This is a genomic window from Cyanobacterium stanieri LEGE 03274 (genome assembly GCF_015207825.1).
In the GTDB taxonomy this organism is placed as follows: Bacteria; Cyanobacteriota; Cyanobacteriia; order Cyanobacteriales; family Cyanobacteriaceae; genus Cyanobacterium; species Cyanobacterium stanieri_B.
The window spans coordinates 54401-79594 of the sequence record NZ_JADEWC010000004.1 but is presented as its reverse complement, the minus strand read 5'-3'; the positions used below and the strand labels follow the sequence as shown (position 1 = coordinate 79594).

The window sequence follows — 25194 nt, the reverse complement described above, 5'->3', positions numbered from 1 at the left end:
CTGCCTAAATCAGAAATAATATTTAAAATCAGCAACGTCCTATTATCCCTTAACCGCAATACATTCGATTTCCACTAAAACATCCTTGGGAAGACGGGCAACTTCTACACAGGCACGGGCAGGGGGATTTTCGGGGAAGTATTGGGCATAAATTTCGTTCATGGGAACAAAGTTGGTTAAGTCACTGAGGAAAACACTGGTTTTGACGACCGCGGAAAAGTCCACCCCTGCTTCTTTAAGGATAGCTTCTAAATTTGCCATGACTTGCTTGGTTTGGGCTTGTATATCCCCTTCTCCTACCATTTCTCCTTGGGCATTGAGGGGAATTTGTCCTGCTACAAAGATTAATTCACCGGTAACTGCGATCGCCTGGTTATAAGGGCCGACAGGGGCAGGGGCTTGATTGGTATAAATAACTTTTTTGCTGGTCATTGTATCGAAATAAGATGAGCAAAGCTAATTATACCAGTTATTGTAGTGCTATGAACTTTTGTTGATTGTTAGTCAGGGTGGTTAGGTGGTAGGGTACGTACCATGGTACGTCCGTACAGGTTTAATTTTTCTCAATTACAAAATTTTAGGAAAAACCATTGCCCATTGCCTATTGCCCTAAAATACCTAACACTTTTACCACTAACCTAGGATATAAAAATATATTAATACGCTAGACCCATACTGCGGGTAGTTTCAGCACCTAAATAAACACGGATACTTAAGAAGTCCGTAGGACAAGCAGTTTCACAACGTTTACAGCCCACACAGTCCTCAGTACGAGGGGAGGAGGCAATTTGTCCTGCTTTACAACCATCCCAAGGTACCATTTCTAATACATCGAGAGGACAAGCCCGAACACATTGAGTACAGCCAATACAGGTGTCGTAAATTTTTACACTATGAGACATAAAAAAAGATGCTCCTTACCGAGTTTTGTTTTTTATTAATGATTTCTCAATTTCAGCTTTACTTTATCGCAGTATAGGCTCTAGGCTACCTTTTCTGATATATAACTTTAAACTCTGTAACAATTTTTATTTTTTCTTTTCATTCTCGGGGATTCAAGCTACTATGGTCTTTGGCGAAGCAGATTCCACAGATGCCCCATCGCTCTAGCTCTCCTAGGGGAGTAGGTGTTTGACAGCGAGGACAAGGGGGTAAAGAGTGCGATCGCCCTTTAATTTTGTTTAACCACTGTTCTAGGGCTTCTTGGGGGGTAACGGGAGAAGATTTTTCGGGGGGTTGGTATTGGTCATGGAGAATGCTAGGATTTACCAAATGGGTTTCTTCTTCGGGATCAACCCAACTTTTTTGATACCATTTAGTAGTGGTAAAGCGTATATCTTTGATAGACTCATTTAAACGACGGTTAATCTTTTTGAGTAACGTATATCTTTGTAAGGATAAGTTTTGCGCATAGGCACTACTAGAAGTGGATACCCATAAAATGTCATCCCTAAGGGCGATCGGTTTGGTGTGTTGTGCTACCCTATGATTAACTACCGTAAACCAACATCTTACCAGTTGCTGGTATCTTCTTTGGGTTTCCCACTGAGGTTGAGCTAAAATGGCATTTAATAACTTATCAATTGATTCAAAAGTCATGAGTTTATGAGCGAGAAAGAAACATCCATACATCCCCTTGTTCAACTTACCCTAAAAAACATCGATTTTGACTTAAGTTTTGAACTTCAACAATTTGAAGAATCCCAACAAAAAAAAGTGGAATCTTTGGCGGTAGTGGAATCATCTCCCATACCCCATGACTTACCAAAGCAACCCATCGACTATCACTATGTTTCTTCTCCCCCCCCAGAGGAAGAAGACGATAATATTCCCGTTGCCTCGCGCATTATCCCTGATAAATACAGTCTCAAGGAGATTATTTTCACCCCTTGGGCTATGTTTGGCTTAATCATTTTTATTGCTACCAACGCTTTAGTTTTTATCAATTGGGATTTAAATTCTTCTCAAACCGATATGGTTGAAAATAATAATTCTTTGGTGGAGGAATCGACTAATAATCAAACCCCTGAAAATAATTTACCCGTCGTATCTAGTGGGGAAGAAACATCGACTAATTCTACCCCTCAAGAGGAAGTTAGTTTTGAGTTACCATCTCCCCCTGATTTACCTTCTCCCTTACCCCCTAACGAGAATGGAAACAATGCTCAAAGTAATGTTAATAATCAAAATGAAGATAATAATCTTTATCCCAATCTAAAAACAGCCCTTCTTAGTGAGGCTGTGATGTATTTAGCAGAATCTAACGGTGAAAATTTATCTCCTGTTAATATGCCACAGGGTGACATGGTGGGTGGAAATTCTCCCCAATATCATCTTATTACTGATTATAAAAGCCCAGAACATTTTGCTAGGGTGCGCGAAAAGATACCCAGTGCGGTGGTTACTAATGTTAATCAAGAAATCAAAATTCAATTGGGGGTTTTTGATAATAATTCTTTGGCACAACAACAGGCACAACAAATTCAACAAACTCAACAGTTAGCTGTTAATGTCATTGCTACTAGGTAATAGTTAGGCTAAGGATATTTTTTGTAGAAGCAGGATTCAAAGTGATGATATTTGAGGATGGCTCAATGATATTTCATATCGTATGTTGTACAACCTAATTTTTTCCCTTGGTTTGAAAATCGTGGCGTTGCTGATTTTAAATATGAAACATTATTGAATTACTTCAAATATTTAATATTAAAACTATTTTTACCATTGCCTATTCCCTAACTAAACTATAGGTTATACCTTAATTCACCAACACCAAAATTATTATTTTTTAGTGAAGGTTAAATAATAAGATTAAACTTATATATTTTCCCCAAAAAAGGATAAAGATAAAGTATTCGTTTTGTTGATGAATGAGAATAAAAGTGCTGAAAAAACATACAAAGTAAGAAGTTAAAACGGAAAATAAAGAGCCATGCCAATGGTTAAATTGAATCAAATAAAATAGGGCAATTCCTAAGGTAATAAAACTCAGAATACAAAAAAAGTAGCCCCATGATTTTGGATAGGTTATCCATGGAGGTTTTATCATCATTTCTCCTAAAGTATAGCCACAGGCGATCGCCATGGGAATGTATAATGAAAGTAAACTAATATAATGATGGGTTGGATTTAATAATAAAGTTATAATTAAAGATATAAAAAACCAAATTAAACATAACTTTCCCCAACTATAATTTTTATTTTTTAGGGCGGAAATAAATCCAAAACAACCAATTAAAACCCAAGAGGAAAAATTACTTAAAACATTAACAATAGAATATTGGGAATAATATAATATATCCACTGTAGGCAATTCAATATTAATGAGAGGATAATTATCCACCTTCGTATGTAAATATTCTCCTCCATACCACAACACAGCGGGGATGATGCCCAATATTATTCCTAGCCAAAAATAAGTAGAGGTTAATAATCTTGGTGTATCATACCATAAAAAAATAAGGGCGATCGCCCCTAACATCATAGCAATATCCCAGCCTAAGCCAAGACAAATCAAAGTTAAACTAATCCCCACCGGCAAAGCCCAACGCAAATCACGACGGGAAATAAGAATAGATAGAAAGAAAAAAATTTCAAAACATAACCTCGCCCCATCAAACATTGCCAAACGCCCATAAAACATAATGGGGGTAGAAGTAAGATAAACCAACGCCCCAAATAAAGCATAAAAGCGAATGGGAAATAACTCCCTAGCTAAACAGTAAATCAAAGGCACAGACAACGCCGTTAACGTAGCCCCAAAAATGCGCGTAGCAAACTCATTGAAACCCCACATATCATAAGCCAAAGCAGTTAATATGTGCATCAAAGGAGGTTTCACCTCATAAAGACTCTCGGAATAATGGGGAAATAACCAATTAAAGTCATCTGAAAAAGAATGATTAATTTTACTAGAAATTTCCGCAAAAAAGTATTCTCTACCATCATAAAATGGCAAATTACCAAGATTAACAGTACATAAAAAAAAAGCTCCTAAAAATAAAAAAGAAATAATTAATAATTCTTGTTTATAGTATATTGAGCCAAATTTATAGCGAAAAATTCCGCCTAAAAACATCGAAAAATATAATTATAATTACTATTAATAAAATTACAGAATAATTAAAAAACAATTGTTTGTCTTTTACAAAATATTCTTAACACCCCCTAGCCTAACACAGATTCAAATATTATTTCATTTCAAAACCTATGTAAATTACATCAACCAATAAAACAAAACAAGGGGACTAAAACCCCTTGCTATAATTTTTTTGTACTTATTCTGCCTCTAATTAACGATGAATTCTCGCTAAAAAAAATCCCATAAGAATAAAGTTATTAGCTACCACAAAATAACCTAAAACCATTAATAATCAATTCTCCATTATTAATTCTCAATTATTAAACCTACATTCTTTCCAATACTGAAATCCCCAGTAAAGATAAACCTAATTGTATTGTTTTCGCCGTCAAATCAGCTAAAATTAAACGGGACAATTTAACCTTTTCTTCAGCCTGTAAAATAGGACATTGATCATAAAATTGATTAAACTTTTGACTTAATTCAAATAAGTATAAACAAAGTCTATTAGGTAATAAATCCTTCTCCACTTCTTTGATAACATAATCTAGTTGTAGCAAATGTTTTGCCAAAACTAACTCACTATCTTCCTCAATGATAATTGGTTGATCAATAATTAGATTGTCTAAATCTATATTACCCTTACGGCTAACCCCTTGCACCCTAACATAAGCATACAGCAAATAAGGAGCAGTATTACCCTGTAAAGCCAACATTTTATCAAAACTAAATTTATAATCAGTAGTTCGATTTTGACTTAAATCAGCATATTTTACAGCACTCAAGCCCACCACTTGACTAACATGATTAATAAAACTTTCATCTTCATTTCTTCCCTCACTTTCGAGACGGTTTTCTAAGTCTTTTTTAGCTCGATTAATAGCTTCATCTAATAAGTCTTTTAACCTAATAGTTTCCCCAGATCTAGTCTTGATTTTTTTACCATCTTCTGCTAAAACTAACCCAAAAGGAACATGGGTTAGCTCAACATTTTCGGGAACAAAGTTAGCCTTTTTTGCTACTTGAAAAACTTGAGTAAAATGATTACTTTGTCCTGCATCCGTGACATAAATAATTTTAGTTGCTTCATCTTGTTCGATACGATATTTTAAACAAGCTAAATCAGTGGTAGCATAGTTATAACCCCCATCGGACTTTTGCACAATTAGAGGCAAAGGATCTCCTTTTTTATTAACAAAATTATCGAGAAATACACACTTTGCCCCTTGATCTTCTACCAATAAATTTTGTTGGTCTAAAACATCTATAATTTCTGGTAAAAAGGGATTATAAAAAGATTCTCCTCTTTCGATTAATTTTATGTCTAAAAGATTATAAATAACCTCAAACTCTTTCCTTGATTGTTCGCACAAAAGTTGCCATGCCTTGATGCTTTCAGGATCTTTGCTTTGTAGTTTTACTACCTCTTGACGAGCTTTTTCTTTAAACTCTAAATCTTGATCAAATTTTAATTTTGCCTGTTTATATAGACTAACTAAATCACCAATGGCAACGGCATTTGCGGTAGTTAATACCTCGGGTTTTTCCTCTCGCAAAAAAGCAATTAACATTCCAAATTGAGTACCCCAATCACCCACATGATTTAATCTTAGGACATCATGACCCCTAAATTCTAAAATCCGAGCAATACTATCACCAATAATGGTTGAGCGTAAATGTCCTACGTGCATTTCTTTGGCGATGTTAGGGCTAGAAAAGTCAATGATGGTTTTGCCCTCTGACTCTATTTTTGTTACCCCCAAACGCTCATCTTGATAGGCTGAGGTAATTTTTTTGGCAATGTATTCGGGTTTGATGGTGATATTTATAAATCCAGGCCCAGCTATTTCTAGGGGTTGACAAAATTCATCTAAGTTTATATTGCCAATTATACGCTGGGCGATCGCCCTTGGATTATCTTTCAATTCTTTGGCAAGGGGAAGCGCCACATTACACTGATAATCACCAAAGCGAGGGTTAGTAGCAGGTACAACTAAAGGTTCGACTAAAGTAACATCATCACCAAAGGTTTGTTTAAGGGCAGTGGCAAAAACTTGTCTAAGATTATCAATCATCGGATTTTAATTAAGATAAATAAAATTATTTTGGAGCATATAAACTGGATAGTGCATTGTTAATTGTTAATGCTCAATGGTTAATTGTCAATTATTCATCTACTCCAAAACAAATCCCCTTGGTTAATTTCCCGCCCTAAACTCATCATGGCCAAAAGGATTATGGGCTTGGGTGACAAATTCCTTGCGTAAACAGGCTTCTAAAAATTTAATCTTATAAAGATACCAAAATCGACTCGGTTTCCACACTGACTGCTGGGCATCATGACAAAATAAAGGTTGATTGAGATATTGCCATAAAGCAATGCTAATATTTTTGAAACGGTACACCATATAAACCTCCGTTAGACAATAGTTAGGGAACTATTCATAGCAAATAAAATGACTATATTGATAAACCATGGATGACGAGTAATTGATAATTACTTTTATCGCTAATTTATGGCGACGAATTTTTTATAGTCTCATATCCATCCTAGTAGAATATTTTGACTACGGTTATCCCTAATAAAGTTCACCCATCATTCATAATCTAGTCATCAGAAAAAATAGCCTTCTAGCTTATACTTACTAATTTGACCATTTTTCAAGGGGTTTATATCATGGAGAAAATAAGAGTAAAATAGAGCTAGAAGACGATAAACTTTTTAAGACGAAGATTTTGCCGAAATATGACCTCAAAAAATTGTAGTAATAGTTGACAAACAGGTTAATTTTTGCAAAGCCTATTGACTTCTGGTAATATCTATAGTAATAGAGCCACTAAAATCAGGAATAGGGGGCGCTGGTTTTGATAATCTTACCCTCACTTTGTTAACCAAGTCTATTTTTAAAACATCTTCAGCAATCACATCGGCTAACTTTTCAACAAGGGCAAATTTTGCTGTTTTAATAATATGTTGAATCATGGTTATGGCTTGACGATAATCCACGGTTTTTGTGATGTCATCACTTTTCGCCGATGGCTCTAAATCAAGCCAAATGGTTAAATCTACCTCAAACCATTGTCCCAATGTTCTTTCTTCTGGTAATAAACCTGTGTAACCATAGGCACGAATGCCATTTACGTCGATGGAATCCATTAATCTTTATAGTTGTTAATTTGATATTCTGTTATCTATGATACAAGTTAAGCAAGAAGAAATAAGGCATTGCTGATTTTGAGTATGAAACATTATTAAATTAAAGTAAATGTATAGTATTAAAACTATTATTACTATTGTCCATTGCCCATTCCCTATGGCCAAACTAAACTAAAAATCATACCTTAATTCACCAACGCCAGAAATAAGAAAATAGTTGTCTATGGTTAATTAACGCATTGCCATGGTGATAATCCCCTGTTGGCCCAATAAAACTTCACGGAGAAGGGTAAAAATGCCCAACCAGATAATGGGAGTAATATCAATACCACCGAGGGGAGGAATAACTTTACGAGTGGGAATTAAAAATGGTTCTGTGGGTAGATAAGCAATTTTGTAGGGAAATTTATTAACATCAATGTTGGGATACCATGTCATGACAATACGGAATATGAATAGAAGGGTCATGATTAATAACAATATACCTAATACTATGGTGCTAATGAGGGCTAAATTCATCGGTTAAGATAGTTTATTTTTGCTTAAATTCATTTCTATTCTAAGGTAAAATGGATTAGACCATATTTTAGAAAATACACAGTATAAAAAATTTATGACTCCTTCTTTATCTAATTTTCTCTGGAGCTTGGTATGGGGTGGTGCAATTGTTGTAATCCCCGCAACGGTTGGTTTAATCCTCGTTAGCCAGGCTGATAAAATTCGCCGTTAGTTAACACTTTGGGGGGTTGCCTTTCAACCCCTCTTTTTTATTTGTGGTTAAATAGTTTTTGACGATGGGATTGAGATGTTATTTAATCTGATGGGTGAATCTGGTTAAGATAGAAAAAAGATAGCAAAGCAATTTTTTAGTGATGGTTAATTTTATTTTTACATCCCCGAATATTTTGGGTATGGTGAATTTTGGTCTTAATTCTGCCAGTATTTTAGGTATATTTTTGGCGGTGGCGGGGGGTGGATTGTATTTGATGCGATCGCTCCGTCCCGAAATCTCAAGGGATCATGATATTTTCTTTGCGGCGGTGGGTTTGTTGTGCGGTGGTATTTTGTTATGGCATGGATGGCGATTAGATCCGATTCTGCAGTTTAGTCAATTGTTATTAGCTGGTTCGGCGATCTTTTTTGCCATTGAAACCATTCGTTTACGGGGGGCTACCAATGATCAAGCTAAGCGCAGTAGTTCTTATGTGGAAGACGATCGCCCCGTGAGCCGGGTATATCGTGCGGAATTGGATCAATATGATTCCTATGAGGAAGAAGAAGAGCAGCGGGAAATTATTCCCCGTCGTCGTCTTGAAGGTAGTCCCGATAGGACTTCTAGTCGTCGCAGTAGTTATGTAGAAGACCCCCCCCGCAGCCGTAGAACCCGTCGAACTACCGAAGGATATGGAGATGACATTTCCCGTCCTCGCCGTCCCTCCTCCCCTTCTAGTAGGGGTTATGAGTCTGATTGGGATGAAACCCCAGACCATTGGGATGATAATCCTCCCCGTCGTAGTCCTAGAACTTCTAGGGGCGATCGCCCTTCATCTCCCCCCCCAGAATCTAGCCGTCGCCCCAGCAGAAGACCCCCTGTTCGTCGTCCTCGCTCCCCCGAAGACATGGTTTCTTCCATGGGTAGTGAATATGTAGATTATCAGCCCATTGATGGTAATAATGATTACGATAATCAACCTGACAATGAACCTCCTACCCCTCGCAATGATCGTCCTTCTAATGCCCCTGATTTTGACTATTAACCCATAATTGTGTTTTGATTAGTCCTTTGAAACTAATTTCTATCTTATTTTTGCTAGGCTCTACTTTGATGGTGGGTGGTTGTGGCTCTAGTAGTGTTTCGGTGGTTTCCAATGCCCTCAATAGCCGTTACAATGACGAACAACCTGCCATCAGTGGGGATGGACGTTGGTTAGCTATGGTTTCTAATCGTTATGGACGCAGGGAAATTCTTCTGTTTGATTTACAACAACGCTCCCTTGTGGATTTACCTGGATTAAACAAAGACGGTGCGATCGCCGATAGTCCTAGTATCAGTAGAACAGGTCGTTATCTGGTTTATCTTTCTAGTATTCAAGGGCGTCCTGATATTTTCCTTTACGACCGAGCCACCCGCCAAAATCAACTAATTACCCAAGGTTATCGCAGTTGGTTAAGAAATCCTCGCATTAGTCCCGATGGACGTTATATCATCTTTGAAACTGCCCGTAGGGGACAATGGGATATAGAGGTCATTGATTTAGGTCCGAATATTGAATTAGATGAACCTGATGGCTTAATTTCTCAACCTCAGTAGCTATGGCACATATTCCGCTCTATGAAACTTACTCAAACTTGATCAATTAGTCAAGTTCCCACTCTTCATGGGATGGATGTTCACTTCCTGCTTCACCGAATCCTTAACAGACTTGCTATTAAGTTGGTCTGATTCTCCACAGGCTTTACTTCCCGACAAGCTATCGGTAGTTGGATATAACTCCAAATTGATACTAGCGTTCAAATCACGATCAATTTTTAGACTACAATTTTCACACTCATAAACTCTTTTAGAAAGAGATATTTTTTGTCTATTTTGACAGTTTGAACATAACTGAGATGAGGGGTAAAATCTATGGGCAATGATTAATTTTGACCCATACCATTCTGTTTTATATTCTAACTGTCTTCTAAATTCATAAAAGCCACAATTCGCTATGGCACTGGCAAGACGATGATTTTTAAGCATTCCTGACACATTCAAATTCTCAATCACAATTTCCCTGTGGTTTTTAGCTAACCATGATGTTAATTTATGAATAGTATCTTTTCTTATTTGGACTACTTTTTTATGTTGTCTAGCCAATTTTAATTTAGCTTTTTTACGATTTTTACTTCCTTTTTGTTTTCGAGCTAAATTTCTTTGCAATCTTGCTAATTTGCGTTTATGTTTACGGTAGGCTTTTCTATTTTTAACTACTGTACCATCACTACAAGTTGCCAAAGAATTAATGCCAATATCTACTCCTATTCTTTCTCTTATTTTGGGAGTATTTTGCTTATCTAACTCGTATTTAAAAGAGATAAACCATCTATCTGCATGACGAGAAATTGTGACATTTTTAGGAGTAACACAAGGTAAATTTTCATGAACATTAACCCATCCTATTCTTGGTAGTCTAAAACGATTACCACTAATTTTAATTGAACCATCTAAATAGAAACTATCATGGTGTCCTTTTTTCTTAAATCTTGGTTTTTTAGTATACTTATGAACCCACCAGTTTTTAAAGGCAGTGGACAGATTTCTCAAGGCTTGTTGAGGGCTACATTTTGAAACCTCATAATACCATTCGTATTTACTTTTTACCTCCGCAACCAATCGTTTATGTAAATCAATAGCTGTAAGTAATTTCTCTCCTTTTTCTAATGCTTGAAAACAAGTGGCAAGACCCCAATTATAGGCATGACGTGCCACCCCAGCGTGTTTAGCAAAGAGAATTTTTTGTTTGTTATTAGGTTTTAATTCAGTCTTAAAGCTGACGAGTGGCATCTCTTAATTCCTCCACTAACTTACGATTTTTATGACTTCTTGAACCATATAACCTAGCACTAAAAACAGTGATAATTTCTAACACATCATTCGCTAAATCTTCTTCAAAAGAAGAATCTTCTGTTCGATTAATTATAACTACTTCAGTGCCAAAAATTTCACAAAGACTAAAAACCAATTCACTACCAAATCTTAATAATCTATCTTTATGAGTTAAAACCAATCTTTCGACTTGATTATTCGTGATTAAAGTTATTAATCTTTTGAGACCTTTTTTAGAGTAGTTTAAACCACTACCCAAATCTTTAATAATTTCAATTTGCCAACCATTTTGGGCAGAAAATAATTCTAAAACTTGGATTTGTCGTTCTAAATCATCTTTTTGCTCATGACTAGAAACACGGGCATAACCTATCGTAAAAGATAGTGCTTTTTTGACACCTAAAAGTTGATTTAAGTCATATCGTCTATGACCATTGGCAGTACGTTCAGGAATCAAAATCCCCTCTGCTTCCCATCTTCTTAGAGTTGAGACGCTAACACCCTTTAGTTTTGCCGCTTCAGAAATAGATAATTTACTCATTCTTAGAATGTAGCTCAATAAATGAGTAGATTTAAGAAGATTTAAGTAAATTTTTGTTAACTGTTATCGGCCCTTCAAATAACAATGAATTTTCTATCCTAGGAGAGATCGAGAGCATTATAATTATAAATCCAAGCGGTTTTTTGATTAAGTAATTGTCCATTAACCATAGAAATCAAGCCTAAACCCATATCCCTCACCATAGCTTTAATACCCGTAGCGTGAAAAATATCGGCGTTGTTGCGGGAAGTTTGTTGTACTTTGGCGGTACGTTTTAGCCTCAAGTCTTGGTATTTGATAAATGCTTCTTCGATGGTGTTTTTTTGGTCAATACATCGGGCTAATATATAAGCATCTTCCATGGCCATGGCCGCTCCTTGAGCCTGAAAAGGTAGCAAAGGATGGGCAGAATCTCCTAAAAGGGTAATTTTGCCCTGAGTCCAAAAAGGTAGGGGTTGATGGTCGAATAAACCCCATTTGTAGCAAGGTTCGGGGTTGGATACCAAGTCAGTTAAAATAGTGTTTAGTAATTTCGATTTGTTTTGGAAACTTTTAGCGATTTCTTGTTTGTCCGCAGGAATTGTCCACCCCTGCTCTTGCCATTGGGCATTTTTTACCACCAAAACGAGGTTTAACCAAGGGTTTTGATTGCCGTTGGGGTAGGCAACGACGTGATGATTTTCTCCCATCCATACGGTGGCTTTGTCCATGAGGGAGTGATATTCTGTTTTGAAGGGTAATATGGCTCGATAGGCGGCATATCCTGCATATTGGGGTTTTTCTTGGGGGAAAAGGGTTTTTCTAACGTGCGATCGCACTCCATCTGCTCCCACGAGAGCGAAAACTTTTACAGAGTCTTGGTTTTGGAAATTTAAAGTAATTTGCTCATCTTTTACCTGATAGGATTGCAATTTTTGAGCAAAACTGATTTTATTTTTATTTTGTAGGGAATTGTATAATAATTGATGTAAGTCAGCTCGACGACATTGATAATAAGGGGTGTCACTATCCAACTTCCATTGGGCTAAGGTGCGATCGGTCTCAAAAGATCTTAACTCAAATCCTAAACATCGATGGGATATAGCTTCTAATTCCTTACCCATGCCCAAATCTTGTAATATTCTCACCACATTGGGGCTTAACTGCAACCCATAACCCAATGCCTCAAAGGAGTTTGCTTGTTCATATAAGTGAAAGTCTATCCCTTTTTTCTCTAAAGCGAGGGCGAGGGTTAAACCTCCGATTCCTGCCCCAATAATAGCGATTTTTTCTGACATGGTTTGGAAGATAATTGATAATTGATAATGAAGAATGGATAATTGATAATAATAGTATCTTCCCCATAGCCTATTGCAATAGTGTCCATTCCCTGAAGACTCCAAAAAATTTTATCCCGAACTCAGGTTAATTATAAAAAAGTCCCCCGTCACTGGGGAATTTAGGGGACAAAATAAATTTTAAGCGTTGACGGTTTCGGAAGTAGTACCGGCTTGGGTAGTAGCTACATTTTCAGACTTGATAGCTTTGAACATCCCAAAACGACATAAACCAGCTCCAAAACCCACACGCATTAATAACATGGTAGGCACTTCACGCAAAGACTTAATAAAACCAGAAACCCCAAAACGGATAATACCTTCAGGTCTTACAATGCCTTGCCAGATGGACTCTAACCAAGAAGGTAGGGTTTCTTGCGTCCAATCAGCGTTAATTACTTCCCCTTCTACCATACCAGTTTCGGCAATTTGTTCAGAAAAGCCTTCGATGCTGGAGAAGGAAGGATGGGACCATTGATCCAATAATTGACGCATTACCACCTTTTCCCATCCGTTGAGGGGTACTTGGCGATCGTCTCTTTGGTTCCAATCTGCCACCACTAAAGTTCCACCAGGCTTAAGCACTCGCATCATTTCTTGAGCATATTTTGCCTTGTCGGGCATATGGGGACCTGCTTCGATGGACCATACCACATCAAAACTGTTGTCGGGGAAAGACAAATCTAGGGCGTTATCTACCTGAAATTTAGCGCTAACGCCTTCGGGGGTTAATTCTGTGGCTCTTTGTACCTGTTTAGGGCTAATGGTAATACCTGTGGCATCAAAACCATAGCTTTTGGCCAAAATACGGGTACTGCCACCTATACCACAACCTACGTCTAACACTTTTGTGCCTTCGGGTAATTTATCTAAACCGCCCCATTTCACCATTTCATGGACAAAGTCGGCTTTGGCTTCTAAAAAGTCTTTTTTTCTTGGTGGTGAGCCGTAATGTCCTAGGTGGATATGTTCTCCCCAATAAAATTCTAAGATACCGTCATCGGTCCATTCATCGTAAGAGTTAGCCACGGTGTCGGGGGTTTCAAAACTGCGGGGGGTTGCTAAATAAATTACGATTCCTACCACTAAGAGCAGGGCGATCGCACCTAATATGTAATATAGAGACATTAATATAAACCTTTCAACCTTAATATTTGTTTACAATTTTCTTATAATATCATTTTTTGCAAGGATTCAGCACTGCTCCCTTAAAGCCAATCCATTGACAATAAACGATGGATCTTGGAAAATAAAGCTCAAAGGAAAGTAATTAATAATTTATCTCCTGATTACTTATTACCCTAAATATTCCATGAATTTAACAGCGGAAGAAGTTAAACAAAAAGCTAAAGAAATTGGCTTCCATGAAGTGGGCATTGCATCGGTAGAAGAAGTAGGGGATTATCATCAAAGGGCTGTTAATAATTTGCAAAATTGGTTAGATAAAGGTTATCAAGCTGATATGGCATGGATGAGCAACCCTAAAAGGCAAAATATTAAGGAGTGTATGGCGGGGGTACAATCAGTTATTTCCGTGGCTCTCAATTACTATACTCCCCATGAACGTTCGGGCAACCCAGAGGATGCCAAAATTTCCCGTTATGGTTGGGGTAGGGATTATCATCGCATTATTCAGAAAAAGTTAAAGATTTTTGCTCAGTGGTTCAAGGATAAGAATATTGAAGCGAGGTATTATGTGGATACTGGCCCAATTCAAGATAAGGTATGGGCGCAAAAGGCTGGTATTGGTTGGATTGCGAAAAATGGTAATGTGATTACCCGTAATTATGGTAGTTGGGTTTTTTTGGCAGAAATTTTAGTTAATATTCCCCTAGATGTGGATAAACCCCATACTAATCATTGTGGTACTTGTAGCCGTTGTATTTCTGCTTGTCCGACGGATGCCATTAGAGAACCTTTTGTGGTGGATGCAAATCGGTGTATCGCTTATCATACCATTGAAAATCGCTCGGAAAAATTGCCTGGGGCGATCGCCCTTAACCTTAATAATTGGGTGGCAGGATGTGATATATGTCAAGATGTTTGCCCATGGAATCAAAGATTTGCTCAACCCACGGACGTAGAAGATTTCAACCCCTACCCCGAAAACCTCAACCCAAAATTAAGGGAATTGGCCAAACTCTCCGAGGAGCAATGGGATCAAAGATTGACCGCCTCAGCCCTCAGAAGGATAAAACCTGCCATGTGGCGCCGTAATGCCCAAGCCCAATTGGAGAGTAGTGATCATGAGGGGTAAAGTTAGTTATTCATTCTCCATTATCAGAAGTTGCCTAATCATTGACTGAAATATAAATAAATCTTGTTTCAATAATATACTAGGGTGGGGAACAGGGAACAGATAATAATTGTTTATTATCAATTGTTATACGGTGGATAATAGTAAACCTTAGAAATCTGATTTGGTGTAATATCAAGTTCGGAAAATTAGTTATAAATAGATTGTATCTTTGCCCCACCGTGTAAAATAAATTACACGGCTAACGATATTCCTAATTATTGATTGCTAATGGTAGAAAAAGGAAAAGTCTGACTCGGATTAATGGCAACTCCTTCCACATTGTTTTGGGCAAAAGCATATTCTTTAGTCTGCCAGATGGGAATATAAGGAACTTCTTGAGCCAAAATTTCTTGAATTTCCCGTAAATCCTGTTCCCGTTGACTAGGATCATTTGTACTTCTAGCATTATTAATTAACTCATTAACTCGCTCATTATAGAAAAAAGATCCTTGATTTTGGGCGCCTCCTTCAATGCAACCGTCCTCTTGGTTTCCTTCAGGGCAACTGAGGAAAGGATGAACATAATTATCAGGATCTAAAAAGTCGGGATACCAATCCCCCAAAAAGGTTTGATAAGTACCTTGACTGAGGTTACTAAATGCCGTGGCACTTTCCACCCCTTGGGGCTGAAATTCAATGATACCGTCTAACTGTTGCTGGGCGATCGCCCTTAGGGTATTAGCTACAGCGGTACGAGGGCGAGAAGTGGAAGGATACCAAATTTCGATTTGGGCAGGATTTTCCGCCGAAAAACCAGCTTGGGTTAACAACTCCTTAGCTAACTGTGCATTATCATCTCGATACATCTGCTCAAACACAGGTTGATAAGCATCAAACGCCCCCGGAATCATCGAATAAAGAGGCTCCGCCAAACCCTGGGTTACCCTCTCCATCATTAACTCCCGATTCATTATAAGGGCGATCGCCTGACGTACTTCCAATTGATCCAAAGGAGGTTGATTACGATTCAAAGACATATAAGTAATAACCGTGCCTTGCCCCTCCAAGGCTTGAAAATCTCCACCTTGGGCATCTTCCAATAAACTAATGGTTTGCTCAGGGGCAAAAGACTGATAAGCCACATCCACCGCCCCAGTAATAAAACTGTTATAAAGATTAGCCGAATTATCCGCAAAAATTTGCATATCAATGCCCTCATTACTAGGCATCTCTCCCCAATAATCTTCAAACACGTCTAACCTTGCCGAATCACTATTAAAAGAAGTGAGACGATAAGGCCCGGTTGCCACCAACTCATTAGGTTGAAACTCCCCCTCTCCAATGGTGTAATAGGCGGGAGAAACCGCACAAGCCCCAGGAAAAGCCAACAAAGCAGGAAAAGCAGAAAAAGGCTGTTTCAATCTAATTTGTAACTCATACTCATCGGTAGTTGCAACCTCCTCAATAATATCAGTCAATAAAAAAGAAGGTTTACCCCCATTTTCCATAAATCTATCCAAAGAAAACTTCATTGCCTCCCCATTAAAATCAGTGCCATCATGGAACTTAACCCCTTGTCGTAGGGGAATAGTATAAACCAAACCATCATCACTCACCGTAGGCATTTCCGTTGCCAAAAGTGGCACTAAATCCGTTGTACCCACATCATAAGTGTAGAGACTTTCCCCCACATTATAGATAAGGTTCATTCCTGCCAAATCATAACTATCCGCAGGATCTAAAGTTCTGGCTCTTAAGGTAGTACCAAAACTAATTCTGCCATTATTTTCGGTCTGATTATCGACATTATTATTCACCGTGGCAGTATTGTTACAAGCCACAATTAAACCGCAACAAATAACCCCAAGAATTAAATATTTAAATTTTTTGAAAATTTGCTTCATTTTGTTGATTCCATAAAAAATTAAAACTTAATAGATTATTGCCCCATTACTGGGAAATATTAATCATATATTTAAGTATGCAAGTATTTTTGAGTAGTAATTTTTATAACAATTAATATTAGTCTGGAAATATTGTGGGCAGGTTTGTTAATTCTTCATAGTTAGCTATATGATAGGTAGTGTAAAGTTTTATTGAGTAAGATTAAATTAATGGTTGCAGCAGCTCCCACGTTAAAATACGACATTAAAGATATTAATTTAGCTGATTTAGGTCATCAGAGAATTGAATGGGCAGGAAGAGAAATGCCCGTATTAAAACAAATTAGAGATCGTTTTGCCAAGGAAAAACCCTTCGCAGGTATTCGTATCGTTGCTTGTTGTCATGTTACCACTGAAACCGCCCACTTGGCGATCGCCCTTAAGGCAGGTGGTGCAGACGCGCTCCTTATTGCCAGTAACCCCCTCTCTACCCAAGATGACGTAGCCGCTTGTTTAGTAAGAGATTACTCCATCCCTGTCTATGCCATCAAAGGGGAAGATAACGACACCTACCATCGCCATGTCCAAACCGCCCTCGATCATCGTCCTAATATTATCATCGATGATGGTTCTGACGTAGTCGCTACCATGGTAAAAGAAAGACAAGAGCAACTCGGCGATTTATTAGGTACCACCGAAGAAACCACCACAGGTATCGTGCGCCTAGAAGCCATGTTCAAAGATGGGGTGCTAACTTTCCCCGCAATGAATGTAAACGATGCCGACACTAAACATTTCTTCGATAACCGCTACGGTACCGGGCAATCTACCCTAGACGGTATTTTCCGCGCCACTAACGTATTATTAGCAGGTAAAAATTTAGTAGTAGCAGGTTACGGCTGGTGTGGTAAAGGGGTTGCCATGCGTGGACGTGGTTTAGGCGCCAACGTCATCGTTACTGAAATTGATCCCATCAAAGCCATTGAGGCCGCTATGGATGGTTTTCGAGTAATGCCCATGGATGAAGCCGCCAAAGTTGGTGACGTATTCGTAACCGTAACAGGTAACAAGCACATCATCCGTCAAGAGCATTTTGCCTCCATGAAAGATGGGGCAATGGTATGTAATGCAGGACATTTTGACATTGAAATTGACCTCAAATCCCTTGCTAACATGGCAAAAGAAGTTAAGGAAGTACGTAACTTTACCCAACAATATATTCTCGAAAATGGTAGATCCGTTATCGTTTTAGGAGAAGGACGTTTAGTTAACCTCGCCGCCGCTGAGGGGCATCCTAGCGCAGTTATGGACATGAGTTTTGCTAACCAAGCCCTTGCCTGTGAGCATTTGGTTAAAAATCAAGGTTCTTTAGAACCAGGTTTACACTCCATTCCTACGGATGTGGATAAAGAAATCGCCCGTCTCAAACTTCAGGCTATGGGTATCACCATCGATGCTTTAACCCCTGAACAAATTGAGTACATGAACTCTTGGACTGTGGGAACTTAATTTTTATTCTTGGCAAGGGGTTTAAACCCCTTGTTGTATCAAATTTGTTTAAAAACTTATAATTTAAGTCCCCCAAAATTGGTAAGGGTTATTCAAAATAGGAATATAAAAACGCTCAGACTATTACCAGTAAAACAATATAGCGTTTTAGAGTTTTTAGGATTAAGAAGTAGTAAAAAATGTTTAGGTTATCAATTTATAACCATAAACCATTGAAAACTATTGCCTATTGCCTATTGCCTATTCCCTGGTTTATTTATCCTAACATCTAATACCTAATATTTAACTATGCGTAAAATACCTGCTTTTTTTTGTGCCATTATTTTAGTGTTATCCGTGATTGTACTACCTCAAGGGGCGATCGCTGCTAGTTCTAGTTTCGTAACCTCCACCTTTGAAAGCAAAAGCCTAAAAGGAGAAGACTTCACCGAGCAAAACTTACAACTAGCAGAATTTACCAAAGTAAACCTAGAAGATGCCAAATTTAATGATAGCGATCTAAGGGGCGCTGTATTCAACGGGGTTAATGCCGAAAGAGCAAACTTTTCTGGGGTAGATATGAGCGATGGCTTAGTCTATGTCACCAGTTTAAATAATACAAATCTCAGCAACGCTATTTTTAGAGATGCCATCATGCTACGTACAACCTTCAAAAATGCCAACGTAGAAGGTGCAGACTTTACTTTTGCCGTGCTAGATAGCGAACAAGTAAACGAATTATGTAAAAACGCATCAGGTGTTAACCCCGTAACCAATGCTAGTACCAGACAATCATTAGGTTGCCCATAACACTCCTAAGGCTATGCACTCCCCATCAAAAGATAACTATATGTTAAAGTCCCCCAGAACCCCTGCAGGGGTGATTCATTCTAAAATTTTTAGTTAGGTTAGAGTAATGAGTAAAGAGTAATAAGTAATGAGTATTGATTATTGACGATTGTAAATTGATAATCTCAGCGACTTTTACTATTTCTTAATCTCAAAGTTAGTAAAACGCTATATCCTTATATTGGTAAAGGTTTTAGAGTTTTTTCTTTCCTACTTTGAATCACCTCTGCCCCAGAATTGGGGGATATAAGGGGCGAACCTAATCAGTCATCACCGTCAAAACTTGAGGAGGAGTAGCATCAGGAGGATAAAGAAAATCCACCGACACCAAACGATTACCATTGGGCGGTAAAGTCACCGTTACCAAATTCTGCCCTTCTTCTCCCCTTCTTTGTACTAAATGAAAATAACGCCAACGGGGTAAACCCTCATCATCGGTATATTTCACCTGTACCAAGCCCCTAAAAAATACTTGTGGCCCTGGCTCATCCAAAAATTCCAAATTCCCCACATCCTTTTTAATGGGCGTGGAAATTTTAACCCTCACCGTTTTTTCCTCATCGGTAGGATTATATAACGGTAAAGTCAAACTATACTGTACCCCATAATTTCCATGGGCTTCTAAAGCCGTATCAGAATATCTTACCGCCAAAGGAGCAGTCTGCACTTGCTCAGAACCCAAACGCCCCCTCACAAGGGTACTTAAACCATAGGAAAAAGCCTCGCCACTATTAGGAATGGTTAACACCTGACTATTATCATCCACTAAGTCGGCTTTCCACATATTACCCATCGAAACCCCTGCCACTCGTCCATATCTAAAAGCACCTTCTGCATCCAGGGGAGTTGGGGCTAAATCCCGAGGGGAAGATAACTCCCCATTGGTTAACATTTCCTGCCATTCCGAGATTGCGGGGGCATCGTCTTCATCCTCTCGATACATTGCCAAACTTGCCATATATATTTGTCCATCACTTCTTAATCTGACATAGGTAGAGCGGCCATTCAGGGGAGGAGTTAAACTATGGATAGGAATGGGTACATTTAATAGCATACGACTTTCCCCCGCAGGAATAGTAATACTTTCAGGAAAAATATCCTGTCTTTTGTTTTGTAATATATCGCCCATGACTCTGCTTCCAGGCCCGGCAAAAATATTACGCCCTGATACCTGAGAAGGTAGGGAAACAAAAGGGGCATCGGGTTGGCTTAGATAACTTGCTCCTTGCAAGACATAAATATTAACGTCCTCATCGGTGGGATTGTGCATTAAAATCCCAATATAAAGGGTTCTCATGTCTCCTTCTTCGGGGGGGCGGGAAACGTGGTGGGCAAATACATCAAATTCCCCATTAAAAGCAAAGTCTAAATGGGCATCGGGATTATTTTGATTTCCTTTGGGAAAGGTGGAAAGTAAAATTCCTTCTCCTAGCACTAATTCTGGACTATTACTATTAAAGACGGGAACTTGATTTAGTTCACCATTTAAGGGACGAATTTGATTCTCTGTGTTTTGTTGCGCTTGGTTTGTTTGAGCTGTATATATCGCTTTGGGCTGTTGTATTGAGGGAGATAGATTGACAGGGATTAGTAGTGAAAGTAACTCTAACATAGAAAATTAGTTTATTGAGGTTGTATAAGTCCAAAATTAGATTTTAAATATAATTTCTCCATTTGACGATCTTTTTGTTTGAAATGTGTCTCATTGATAGGAAATTTATAACATACTGACAATTTTCTTTTGTTGCTAAGGTGCGCTGTTATAAATTAAATTTGTGATGAGATTGTCTTATCTTTTTATTTAACCACTGTGACTATAAACCGAATTAAGTGAAATAGCTTCGTAGCTAACCCTTAATCTTTTTTTCAAAAAACTGTGGACATAATGAAATATATTTGCAATAATAAAGTTAACCAAAAAGTTATTGCTAAAGATTAGCAGGAAGAAAGAATGTACGTTTGTATTTGTAACGCTGTAACAGAAAAGGATATACACAAGGCAGTTAAACAGGGCGTATCTTCCATAGAGCAGTTGTCTGAGCAAACTTCTGTTTCTCTTCGTTGTGGTAGTTGTCAATCTCGTGCCTGTAAGGTTTTAGAAACCGCGCTATCTAACTCTTGTGTTAATTAAGATAATTTGATAGTATTTATTCGCAATATAGATAAAACTAACTAATTCCATGTTGGTGATCAGCATTGATCATATTTAATTATTAGAAATTGCTTTTTTTCTTGAAATTAATAATGTGCGATCCTAAAAATTTTCAGATCGAAACCAATATTCAATGGCTTGGCTCATATTATATGTAATTAAATCAATGGATAAGGTCTTTATTTTTCGTGTTTCTAACGGACTAACATCCACTGCTAAATTTTTAGTAATTTCATCTCCTAATGTTTTAGCAAAAATAGGAATTACAGCGTTACCAATTTCCCGAAACCCATGCCAAATTGTTTCATGAAATAAAAACCAATCAGGAAAAGTATGTAATCTAGCTCCTTCTCTAACAGTAATACATCGAGCTTGTTGATAGTGGATGGGACGTGGGGCTGTGTAAGAGCCTTTATCGCTACTGGTACCTGCCCTTAGGGTATTACATAATCCGTTGGGGGAGAGTTTGAGAAAACGACTAATTTGATCTTTTTTTCCAGGTGATAGTGATTGAAAGCGCTGTTTTGATTTTTCTGTATGGTTTGAACCTACATGGTTATATATTAAGTTATTCCTTTCTCTTCGGTGACACAGGGAATAAATACCTTGAGGTTTTAAAGCAAAATTATTTCTAAATCCCGAATAGTCTAATGTTTCGGCTTTAATGCCTTGATTAGTACCGATAAAAGCAGGGATTAAATTTAAATCACCGATCGCACTTTGTACATCATTAAATTCCCCTGTTTCCATCGGATAATTAAGGGGAATCATATCCCCACGACTTCCTAACAAAATTAGGCGTTTTCGTTTCTGAGGTGCTCCAAAATCACTGGCATCCATAATCTTGGGTTGAGGTACAGTATAACCAATATTATTAAACTCTTCGATTAACTGCTTTAAAAATTGCTGATGTGTTCCTGTCAACATTCCAGGCACATTTTCAAATATAAAATATTTTGGTTGTAAATCCCTAATCACTCTCAAATACTCGAATACAAGGGAGTTACGAGGATCATCTAGTTGACGTTTTCCCATCAACGAAAAACCCTGACAAGGAGGCCCCCCTGCCACCAAATCAAGTTCTCTTTTTCGGAGTATATCTTTTAAAATCCCTGTATCTAATTGAGTAATATCTTGGCAAATGGTTTTAGTATAGGGAAAATTCAGATGATGAATTAAAGCATGAATAGGATCAATTTCCACCGCAGCGACAATGTCAAACCCTGATGCTTCTAAACCCAAGGACATTCCCCCACACCCTGCAAATAAATCAATGGCAATGGGTCTTTTTCTTAGTGGAGAATTGATAATTGATAATTGAGAATCAAGAGTCATCTAGTCCATGGGTAATTGTTAAGCAGAAAATTAATTGTCCATTGTTAATTGTCCATTGTCAATTGAAGAAAAAACCCCCTACCGAAGTAGAGGGCTAATTTTTAATCACTTATGGGGGCAAATTCAAGTTTTAACCGAACTTACCAGCTGTAGAAGCAATCAAGAAGGCTGCGTAGGTAAGGATGTAACCGATAGTAAAGTGGGCTAAACCAACCAAACGAGCTTGTACGATGGACAATGCAACGGGCTTGTCTTTCCAGCGAACTAAGTTAGCTAGAGGAGTGCGCTCGTGCGCCCATACGATAGTTTCGATCAACTCTTGCCAATATCCACGCCAAGAGATTAAGAACATGAAACCAGTGGCCCAAACGAGGTGTCCAAATAAGAACATCCAAGCCCAGACGGAGAGGTTATTAACACCATAGGGGTTATAACCGTTGATTAACTGAGCGGAGTTCGCCCATAGGTAATCTCTGAACCAACCCATGAGGTAGGTAGAGTTTTCGTTGAACTGGGCAACATTGCCAGTCCATACACCAAGGTGTTTCCAATGCCAGTAGAAGGTTAACCAACCGAGGGTGTTTAACATCCAGAACATAGCGAGGTAGAAGGCATCCCATGCGGAGATGTCACAAGTACCGCCACGGCCAGGACCATCACAAGGGAAGGAGTAACCAAAGTCTTTTTTGTCGGGCATTAGTTTAGAACCACGAGCATCTAAAGCACCTTTGACCAAAATTAAGGTGGTGGTATGTAAACCAAGGGCGATCGCATGGTGTACTAAGAAGTCACCAGGACCGATGCTGAGGAATAAGGAGTTAGTACCACTATTGATAGCATCTAACCAACCAGGTAACCATACTGCGCTAGAAGTAGAAGCGATACTGTCAGGGTTAGCAAGTAAGGCGTCAAAGCCATAAAGAGCTTTACCAGAAGCCGCTTGAACAAACTGAGCGAATACAGGTTCGATGAGGATTTGTTTTTCGGGAGTACCGAAAGCAACCACTACATCGTTATGAACATAAAGTCCGAGGGTGTGGAAACCTAAGAAGAGGGATACCCAGCTGAGGTGGGAAATGATCGCCTCTTTGTGTTCTAGCATACGGGCTAAAACGTTATCTTTGTTAGCTTCGGGATCGTAGTCACGTACAAAGAAGATTGCACCGTGGGCAAAAGCACCAACCATTAAGAATCCAGCGATATACTGGTGGTGGGTGTAAAGGGCCGCTTGGGTGGTGTAGTCCTTAGCAATGAAAGCGTAGGAAGGTAGAGAGTACATATGTTGAGCCACCAAGGAAGTTACAACCCCTAAGGAAGCTAGGGCTAAACCTAACTGGAAGTGTAAAGAGTTGTTAACGGTGTCATATAAACCTCTATGTCCTGCGCCTAATCTTCCAGAAGGAGGATTGTGAGCAGCTAAGATGTCTTTGATGCTGTGACCGATTCCCCAGTTAGTGCGGTACATATGACCAGCAATAATGAAGATAACTGCGATCGCCAAGTGATGGTGTGCAATGTCAGTCAACCATAAAGACTCGGTTTGAGGATGGAAACCACCTAAGAAAGTAAGGATTGCAGTTCCTGCACCATCAGCAGTTCCGAAGGCATGGTTAGCAGTGTCAGGGTTTTGAGCATAAACACCCCAATTACCAGTAAAGAAAGGAGCTAACCCAGCAGGGTGAGGTTTTACACTCAAGAAGTTATCCCAACCTACATGGATACCACGGGACTCAGGAATGGCTACGTGAACTAAGTGACCAGTCCATGCTAAAGAACTCACACCGAATAAACCGGCTAAATGGTGGTTTAGGCGAGACTCAGCATTCTTGAACCAAGAAAGGCTAGGACGGAACTTAGGTTGTAAGTGTAACCAACCAGCAAACAAGAACACAGCAGAGAGGATTAAAAGACCTACTGCACCACTGTATAAGTCTTGATTTGTGGTCATACCGATGGTATAAAACCAGTGGTAAACACCAGAGTAAGCGACGTTTACGGGACTAGATGAACCAGCTTGAGAGAAAGCATCGATCGCACCTTGACCGAAATGAGGATCCCAAATCGCATGGGCGATGGGACGTACGTTTAAAGGATCTTTGATCCACTGCTCAAAATTGCCTTGCCATGCTACATGGAATACGGTACCGGAAGTCCAGAGGAAGATAATCGCCAAATGACCGAAGTGAGAAGCAAAAATCTTTTGATAGAGGTTCTCTTCGGTCATACCGTCATGGGTTTCAAAGTCATGAGCGGTAGCTATTCCGTACCATATCCGCCTTGTAGTTGGATCTTGGGCTAAATCTTGGCTAAATTTGGGAAATTTAGTTGCCATAGCTTTTTCTAGGAAGTCTCCTGTTACACAATGAGGGTCAACGTTTTATTTTGTCGTTGCTCAATTTTGTTTTTTTGCTCTTGCCCAGAGCCTATGAGGATAAGTCCGGGCAAGTTTTAAAGTGTTTTTTTTAATCTTGTTGAAAATGATTTACATCATCATCAACCTCTAATTTAACTTTTAAAACGGCTTCATTTGTTATTTTATAACCTATTTAACCGTCCCTTTCCCCACA

The 25194-nt window shown here is 38.6% G+C and carries 24 protein-coding genes; 8 read left to right on the top strand and 16 right to left on the bottom strand.

Annotated features, from left to right (window positions below):
* Positions 1 to 42: 42 nt before the first annotated feature.
* From IQ215_RS03000 to IQ215_RS02990, 3 genes are all read right to left on the bottom strand, one after another.
* Positions 43 to 432, bottom strand: coding sequence for a RidA family protein (locus IQ215_RS03000; protein ID WP_015223961.1), 390 nt, complete (start codon positions 430 to 432; stop codon positions 43 to 45).
* Positions 433 to 656: 224 nt separating this feature from the next.
* On the bottom strand, positions 657 to 902 hold the full coding sequence (gene psaC, locus IQ215_RS02995) for a photosystem I iron-sulfur center protein PsaC (protein ID WP_012307203.1): 246 nt from the start codon (positions 900 to 902) through the stop codon (positions 657 to 659).
* Between the two features lie 139 nt (positions 903 to 1041).
* A complete protein-coding gene (locus IQ215_RS02990; RefSeq protein WP_193799841.1) occupies positions 1042 to 1599 on the bottom strand; it encodes a DUF721 domain-containing protein in 558 nt (185 codons plus the stop codon).
* 6 nt (positions 1600 to 1605) lie between these two features.
* On the opposite strand from IQ215_RS02990, the gene IQ215_RS02985 reads away from it, so the two are divergent.
* On the top strand, positions 1606 to 2529 hold the full coding sequence (locus tag IQ215_RS02985; RefSeq protein ID WP_193799840.1) for a hypothetical protein: 924 nt from the start codon (positions 1606 to 1608) through the stop codon (positions 2527 to 2529).
* 259 nt (positions 2530 to 2788) lie between these two features.
* On the opposite strand, the gene IQ215_RS02980 is transcribed toward IQ215_RS02985, so the two are convergent.
* The 5 genes from IQ215_RS02980 to IQ215_RS02960 all read right to left on the bottom strand — a co-directional run bounded on the left by IQ215_RS02980 (position 2789) and on the right by IQ215_RS02960 (position 7757).
* Complete coding sequence (locus tag IQ215_RS02980; RefSeq protein ID WP_193799839.1) at positions 2789 to 4078, bottom strand: ArnT family glycosyltransferase; 1290 nt, start codon at positions 4076 to 4078, stop codon at positions 2789 to 2791.
* 329 nt (positions 4079 to 4407) lie between these two features.
* The gene (argS, locus tag IQ215_RS02975; protein ID WP_193799838.1) at positions 4408 to 6156 is read right to left on the bottom strand and encodes an arginine--tRNA ligase; all 1749 of its coding nucleotides are present in this window, start codon (positions 6154 to 6156) and stop codon (positions 4408 to 4410) included.
* 123 nt (positions 6157 to 6279) lie between these two features.
* Complete coding sequence (locus IQ215_RS02970) at positions 6280 to 6489, bottom strand: hypothetical protein (protein WP_193799837.1); 210 nt, start codon at positions 6487 to 6489, stop codon at positions 6280 to 6282.
* Positions 6490 to 6881: 392 nt separating this feature from the next.
* Positions 6882 to 7238: a dihydroneopterin aldolase gene (gene folB, locus IQ215_RS02965; protein ID WP_193799836.1), complete on the bottom strand. Its 357-nt coding sequence runs from the start codon at positions 7236 to 7238 to the stop codon at positions 6882 to 6884.
* Positions 7239 to 7469: 231 nt separating this feature from the next.
* Positions 7470 to 7757, bottom strand: a complete 288-nt coding sequence (locus IQ215_RS02960; protein ID WP_193799835.1) for a YggT family protein — start codon at positions 7755 to 7757, stop codon at positions 7470 to 7472.
* Positions 7758 to 7851: 94 nt separating this feature from the next.
* Here IQ215_RS02960 and psbX point away from each other — a divergent pair, with 94 nt between their 5' ends.
* The 3 genes from psbX to IQ215_RS02945 all read left to right on the top strand — a co-directional run bounded on the left by psbX (position 7852) and on the right by IQ215_RS02945 (position 9549).
* Positions 7852 to 7968, top strand: coding sequence for a photosystem II reaction center X protein (psbX, locus tag IQ215_RS02955; protein ID WP_193799834.1), 117 nt, complete (start codon positions 7852 to 7854; stop codon positions 7966 to 7968).
* A gap of 181 nt (positions 7969 to 8149) precedes the next feature.
* On the top strand, positions 8150 to 8995 hold the full coding sequence (locus IQ215_RS02950) for a Ycf66 family protein (protein WP_193799906.1): 846 nt from the start codon (positions 8150 to 8152) through the stop codon (positions 8993 to 8995).
* Between the two features lie 68 nt (positions 8996 to 9063).
* Complete coding sequence (locus IQ215_RS02945; protein WP_193799905.1) at positions 9064 to 9549, top strand: TolB family protein; 486 nt, start codon at positions 9064 to 9066, stop codon at positions 9547 to 9549.
* A 42-nt stretch (positions 9550 to 9591) separates the two neighbouring features.
* On the opposite strand, the gene IQ215_RS02940 is transcribed toward IQ215_RS02945, so the two are convergent.
* From IQ215_RS02940 to IQ215_RS02925, 4 genes are all read right to left on the bottom strand, one after another.
* Positions 9592 to 10782 (bottom strand): RNA-guided endonuclease InsQ/TnpB family protein, encoded by a 1191-nt coding sequence (locus IQ215_RS02940; protein ID WP_193799833.1) that lies wholly within the window; start codon positions 10780 to 10782, stop codon positions 9592 to 9594.
* Positions 10763 to 11365: an IS607 family transposase gene (locus tag IQ215_RS02935; protein WP_193799832.1), complete on the bottom strand. Its 603-nt coding sequence runs from the start codon at positions 11363 to 11365 to the stop codon at positions 10763 to 10765. The genes IQ215_RS02940 and IQ215_RS02935 overlap by 20 nt, the downstream gene beginning before the upstream one ends.
* 98 nt (positions 11366 to 11463) lie before the next feature.
* On the bottom strand, positions 11464 to 12642 hold the full coding sequence (locus IQ215_RS02930) for an FAD-dependent monooxygenase (RefSeq protein WP_193799831.1): 1179 nt from the start codon (positions 12640 to 12642) through the stop codon (positions 11464 to 11466).
* Positions 12643 to 12822: 180 nt separating this feature from the next.
* Entirely contained in the window at positions 12823 to 13809 is a 987-nt protein-coding gene (locus tag IQ215_RS02925; protein WP_193799830.1) for a methyltransferase domain-containing protein, read from the bottom strand.
* 184 nt (positions 13810 to 13993) lie between these two features.
* On the opposite strand from IQ215_RS02925, the gene queG reads away from it, so the two are divergent.
* The gene (queG, locus tag IQ215_RS02920) at positions 13994 to 14938 is read left to right on the top strand and encodes a tRNA epoxyqueuosine(34) reductase QueG (RefSeq protein ID WP_193799829.1); all 945 of its coding nucleotides are present in this window, start codon (positions 13994 to 13996) and stop codon (positions 14936 to 14938) included.
* 257 nt (positions 14939 to 15195) lie between these two features.
* Here queG and IQ215_RS02915 read toward each other — a convergent pair whose 3' ends face one another.
* Entirely contained in the window at positions 15196 to 16824 is a 1629-nt protein-coding gene (locus IQ215_RS02915) for an ABC transporter substrate-binding protein (RefSeq protein ID WP_193799828.1), read from the bottom strand.
* 210 nt (positions 16825 to 17034) lie between these two features.
* On the opposite strand from IQ215_RS02915, the gene ahcY reads away from it, so the two are divergent.
* Together ahcY and IQ215_RS02905 are read left to right on the top strand one after the other, a co-directional pair.
* Entirely contained in the window at positions 17035 to 18312 is a 1278-nt protein-coding gene (gene ahcY, locus IQ215_RS02910; protein WP_193799827.1) for an adenosylhomocysteinase, read from the top strand.
* Between the two features lie 288 nt (positions 18313 to 18600).
* The gene (locus tag IQ215_RS02905; RefSeq protein WP_193799826.1) at positions 18601 to 19101 is read left to right on the top strand and encodes a pentapeptide repeat-containing protein; all 501 of its coding nucleotides are present in this window, start codon (positions 18601 to 18603) and stop codon (positions 19099 to 19101) included.
* A 298-nt stretch (positions 19102 to 19399) separates the two neighbouring features.
* On the opposite strand, the gene IQ215_RS02900 is transcribed toward IQ215_RS02905, so the two are convergent.
* The gene (locus IQ215_RS02900) at positions 19400 to 20752 is read right to left on the bottom strand and encodes a DUF3370 domain-containing protein (RefSeq protein WP_193799825.1); all 1353 of its coding nucleotides are present in this window, start codon (positions 20750 to 20752) and stop codon (positions 19400 to 19402) included.
* Positions 20753 to 21091: 339 nt separating this feature from the next.
* Between IQ215_RS02900 and IQ215_RS02895 the strand changes: the two genes are divergently transcribed.
* Positions 21092 to 21271: a (2Fe-2S)-binding protein gene (locus IQ215_RS02895; RefSeq protein WP_193799824.1), complete on the top strand. Its 180-nt coding sequence runs from the start codon at positions 21092 to 21094 to the stop codon at positions 21269 to 21271.
* A 123-nt stretch (positions 21272 to 21394) separates the two neighbouring features.
* Here the strand turns inward: IQ215_RS02895 and IQ215_RS02890 are convergent, their stop codons facing one another.
* Both IQ215_RS02890 and psaB read right to left on the bottom strand, forming a co-directional pair.
* Entirely contained in the window at positions 21395 to 22627 is a 1233-nt protein-coding gene (locus IQ215_RS02890) for a DNA cytosine methyltransferase (RefSeq protein WP_193799823.1), read from the bottom strand.
* Positions 22628 to 22757: 130 nt separating this feature from the next.
* On the bottom strand, positions 22758 to 24959 hold the full coding sequence (gene psaB / locus IQ215_RS02885; protein ID WP_193799822.1) for a photosystem I core protein PsaB: 2202 nt from the start codon (positions 24957 to 24959) through the stop codon (positions 22758 to 22760).
* Between the last annotated feature and the right edge of the window lie 235 nt (positions 24960 to 25194).

What these genes read in the sequence shown, in the direction of transcription:
- IQ215_RS02990 (WP_193799841.1), bottom strand. Translation starts at nt 1,599, where the DNA reads ATGACTTTTGAATCAATTGATAAGTTATTAAATGCCATTTTAGCTCAA.
- IQ215_RS02915 (WP_193799828.1), bottom strand. Translation starts at nt 16,824, where the DNA reads ATGAAGCAAATTTTCAAAAAATTTAAATATTTAATTCTTGGGGTTATT.
- IQ215_RS02935 (WP_193799832.1), bottom strand. Translation starts at nt 11,365, where the DNA reads ATGAGTAAATTATCTATTTCTGAAGCGGCAAAACTAAAGGGTGTTAGC.
- queG (WP_193799829.1), top strand. Translation starts at nt 13,994, where the DNA reads ATGAATTTAACAGCGGAAGAAGTTAAACAAAAAGCTAAAGAAATTGGC.
- psaC (WP_012307203.1), bottom strand. Translation starts at nt 902, where the DNA reads ATGTCTCATAGTGTAAAAATTTACGACACCTGTATTGGCTGTACTCAA.
- IQ215_RS02970 (WP_193799837.1), bottom strand. Translation starts at nt 6,489, where the DNA reads ATGGTGTACCGTTTCAAAAATATTAGCATTGCTTTATGGCAATATCTC.
- folB (WP_193799836.1), bottom strand. Translation starts at nt 7,238, where the DNA reads ATGGATTCCATCGACGTAAATGGCATTCGTGCCTATGGTTACACAGGT.
- IQ215_RS02985 (WP_193799840.1), top strand. Translation starts at nt 1,606, where the DNA reads ATGAGCGAGAAAGAAACATCCATACATCCCCTTGTTCAACTTACCCTA.
- IQ215_RS02945 (WP_193799905.1), top strand. Translation starts at nt 9,064, where the DNA reads ATGGTGGGTGGTTGTGGCTCTAGTAGTGTTTCGGTGGTTTCCAATGCC.
- IQ215_RS02890 (WP_193799823.1), bottom strand. Translation starts at nt 22,627, where the DNA reads ATGACTCTTGATTCTCAATTATCAATTATCAATTCTCCACTAAGAAAA.
- psbX (WP_193799834.1), top strand. Translation starts at nt 7,852, where the DNA reads ATGACTCCTTCTTTATCTAATTTTCTCTGGAGCTTGGTATGGGGTGGT.
- IQ215_RS02925 (WP_193799830.1), bottom strand. Translation starts at nt 13,809, where the DNA reads ATGTCTCTATATTACATATTAGGTGCGATCGCCCTGCTCTTAGTGGTA.
- IQ215_RS02930 (WP_193799831.1), bottom strand. Translation starts at nt 12,642, where the DNA reads ATGTCAGAAAAAATCGCTATTATTGGGGCAGGAATCGGAGGTTTAACC.
- IQ215_RS03000 (WP_015223961.1), bottom strand. Translation starts at nt 432, where the DNA reads ATGACCAGCAAAAAAGTTATTTATACCAATCAAGCCCCTGCCCCTGTC.
- IQ215_RS02895 (WP_193799824.1), top strand. Translation starts at nt 21,092, where the DNA reads ATGTACGTTTGTATTTGTAACGCTGTAACAGAAAAGGATATACACAAG.
- psaB (WP_193799822.1), bottom strand. Translation starts at nt 24,959, where the DNA reads ATGGCAACTAAATTTCCCAAATTTAGCCAAGATTTAGCCCAAGATCCA.
- IQ215_RS02980 (WP_193799839.1), bottom strand. Translation starts at nt 4,078, where the DNA reads ATGTTTTTAGGCGGAATTTTTCGCTATAAATTTGGCTCAATATACTAT.
- IQ215_RS02900 (WP_193799825.1), bottom strand. Translation starts at nt 20,752, where the DNA reads ATGTTAGAGTTACTTTCACTACTAATCCCTGTCAATCTATCTCCCTCA.
- argS (WP_193799838.1), bottom strand. Translation starts at nt 6,156, where the DNA reads ATGATTGATAATCTTAGACAAGTTTTTGCCACTGCCCTTAAACAAACC.
- ahcY (WP_193799827.1), top strand. Translation starts at nt 17,035, where the DNA reads ATGGTTGCAGCAGCTCCCACGTTAAAATACGACATTAAAGATATTAAT.
- IQ215_RS02950 (WP_193799906.1), top strand. Translation starts at nt 8,150, where the DNA reads ATGGTGAATTTTGGTCTTAATTCTGCCAGTATTTTAGGTATATTTTTG.
- IQ215_RS02960 (WP_193799835.1), bottom strand. Translation starts at nt 7,757, where the DNA reads ATGAATTTAGCCCTCATTAGCACCATAGTATTAGGTATATTGTTATTA.
- IQ215_RS02905 (WP_193799826.1), top strand. Translation starts at nt 18,601, where the DNA reads ATGCGTAAAATACCTGCTTTTTTTTGTGCCATTATTTTAGTGTTATCC.
- IQ215_RS02940 (WP_193799833.1), bottom strand. Translation starts at nt 10,782, where the DNA reads ATGCCACTCGTCAGCTTTAAGACTGAATTAAAACCTAATAACAAACAA.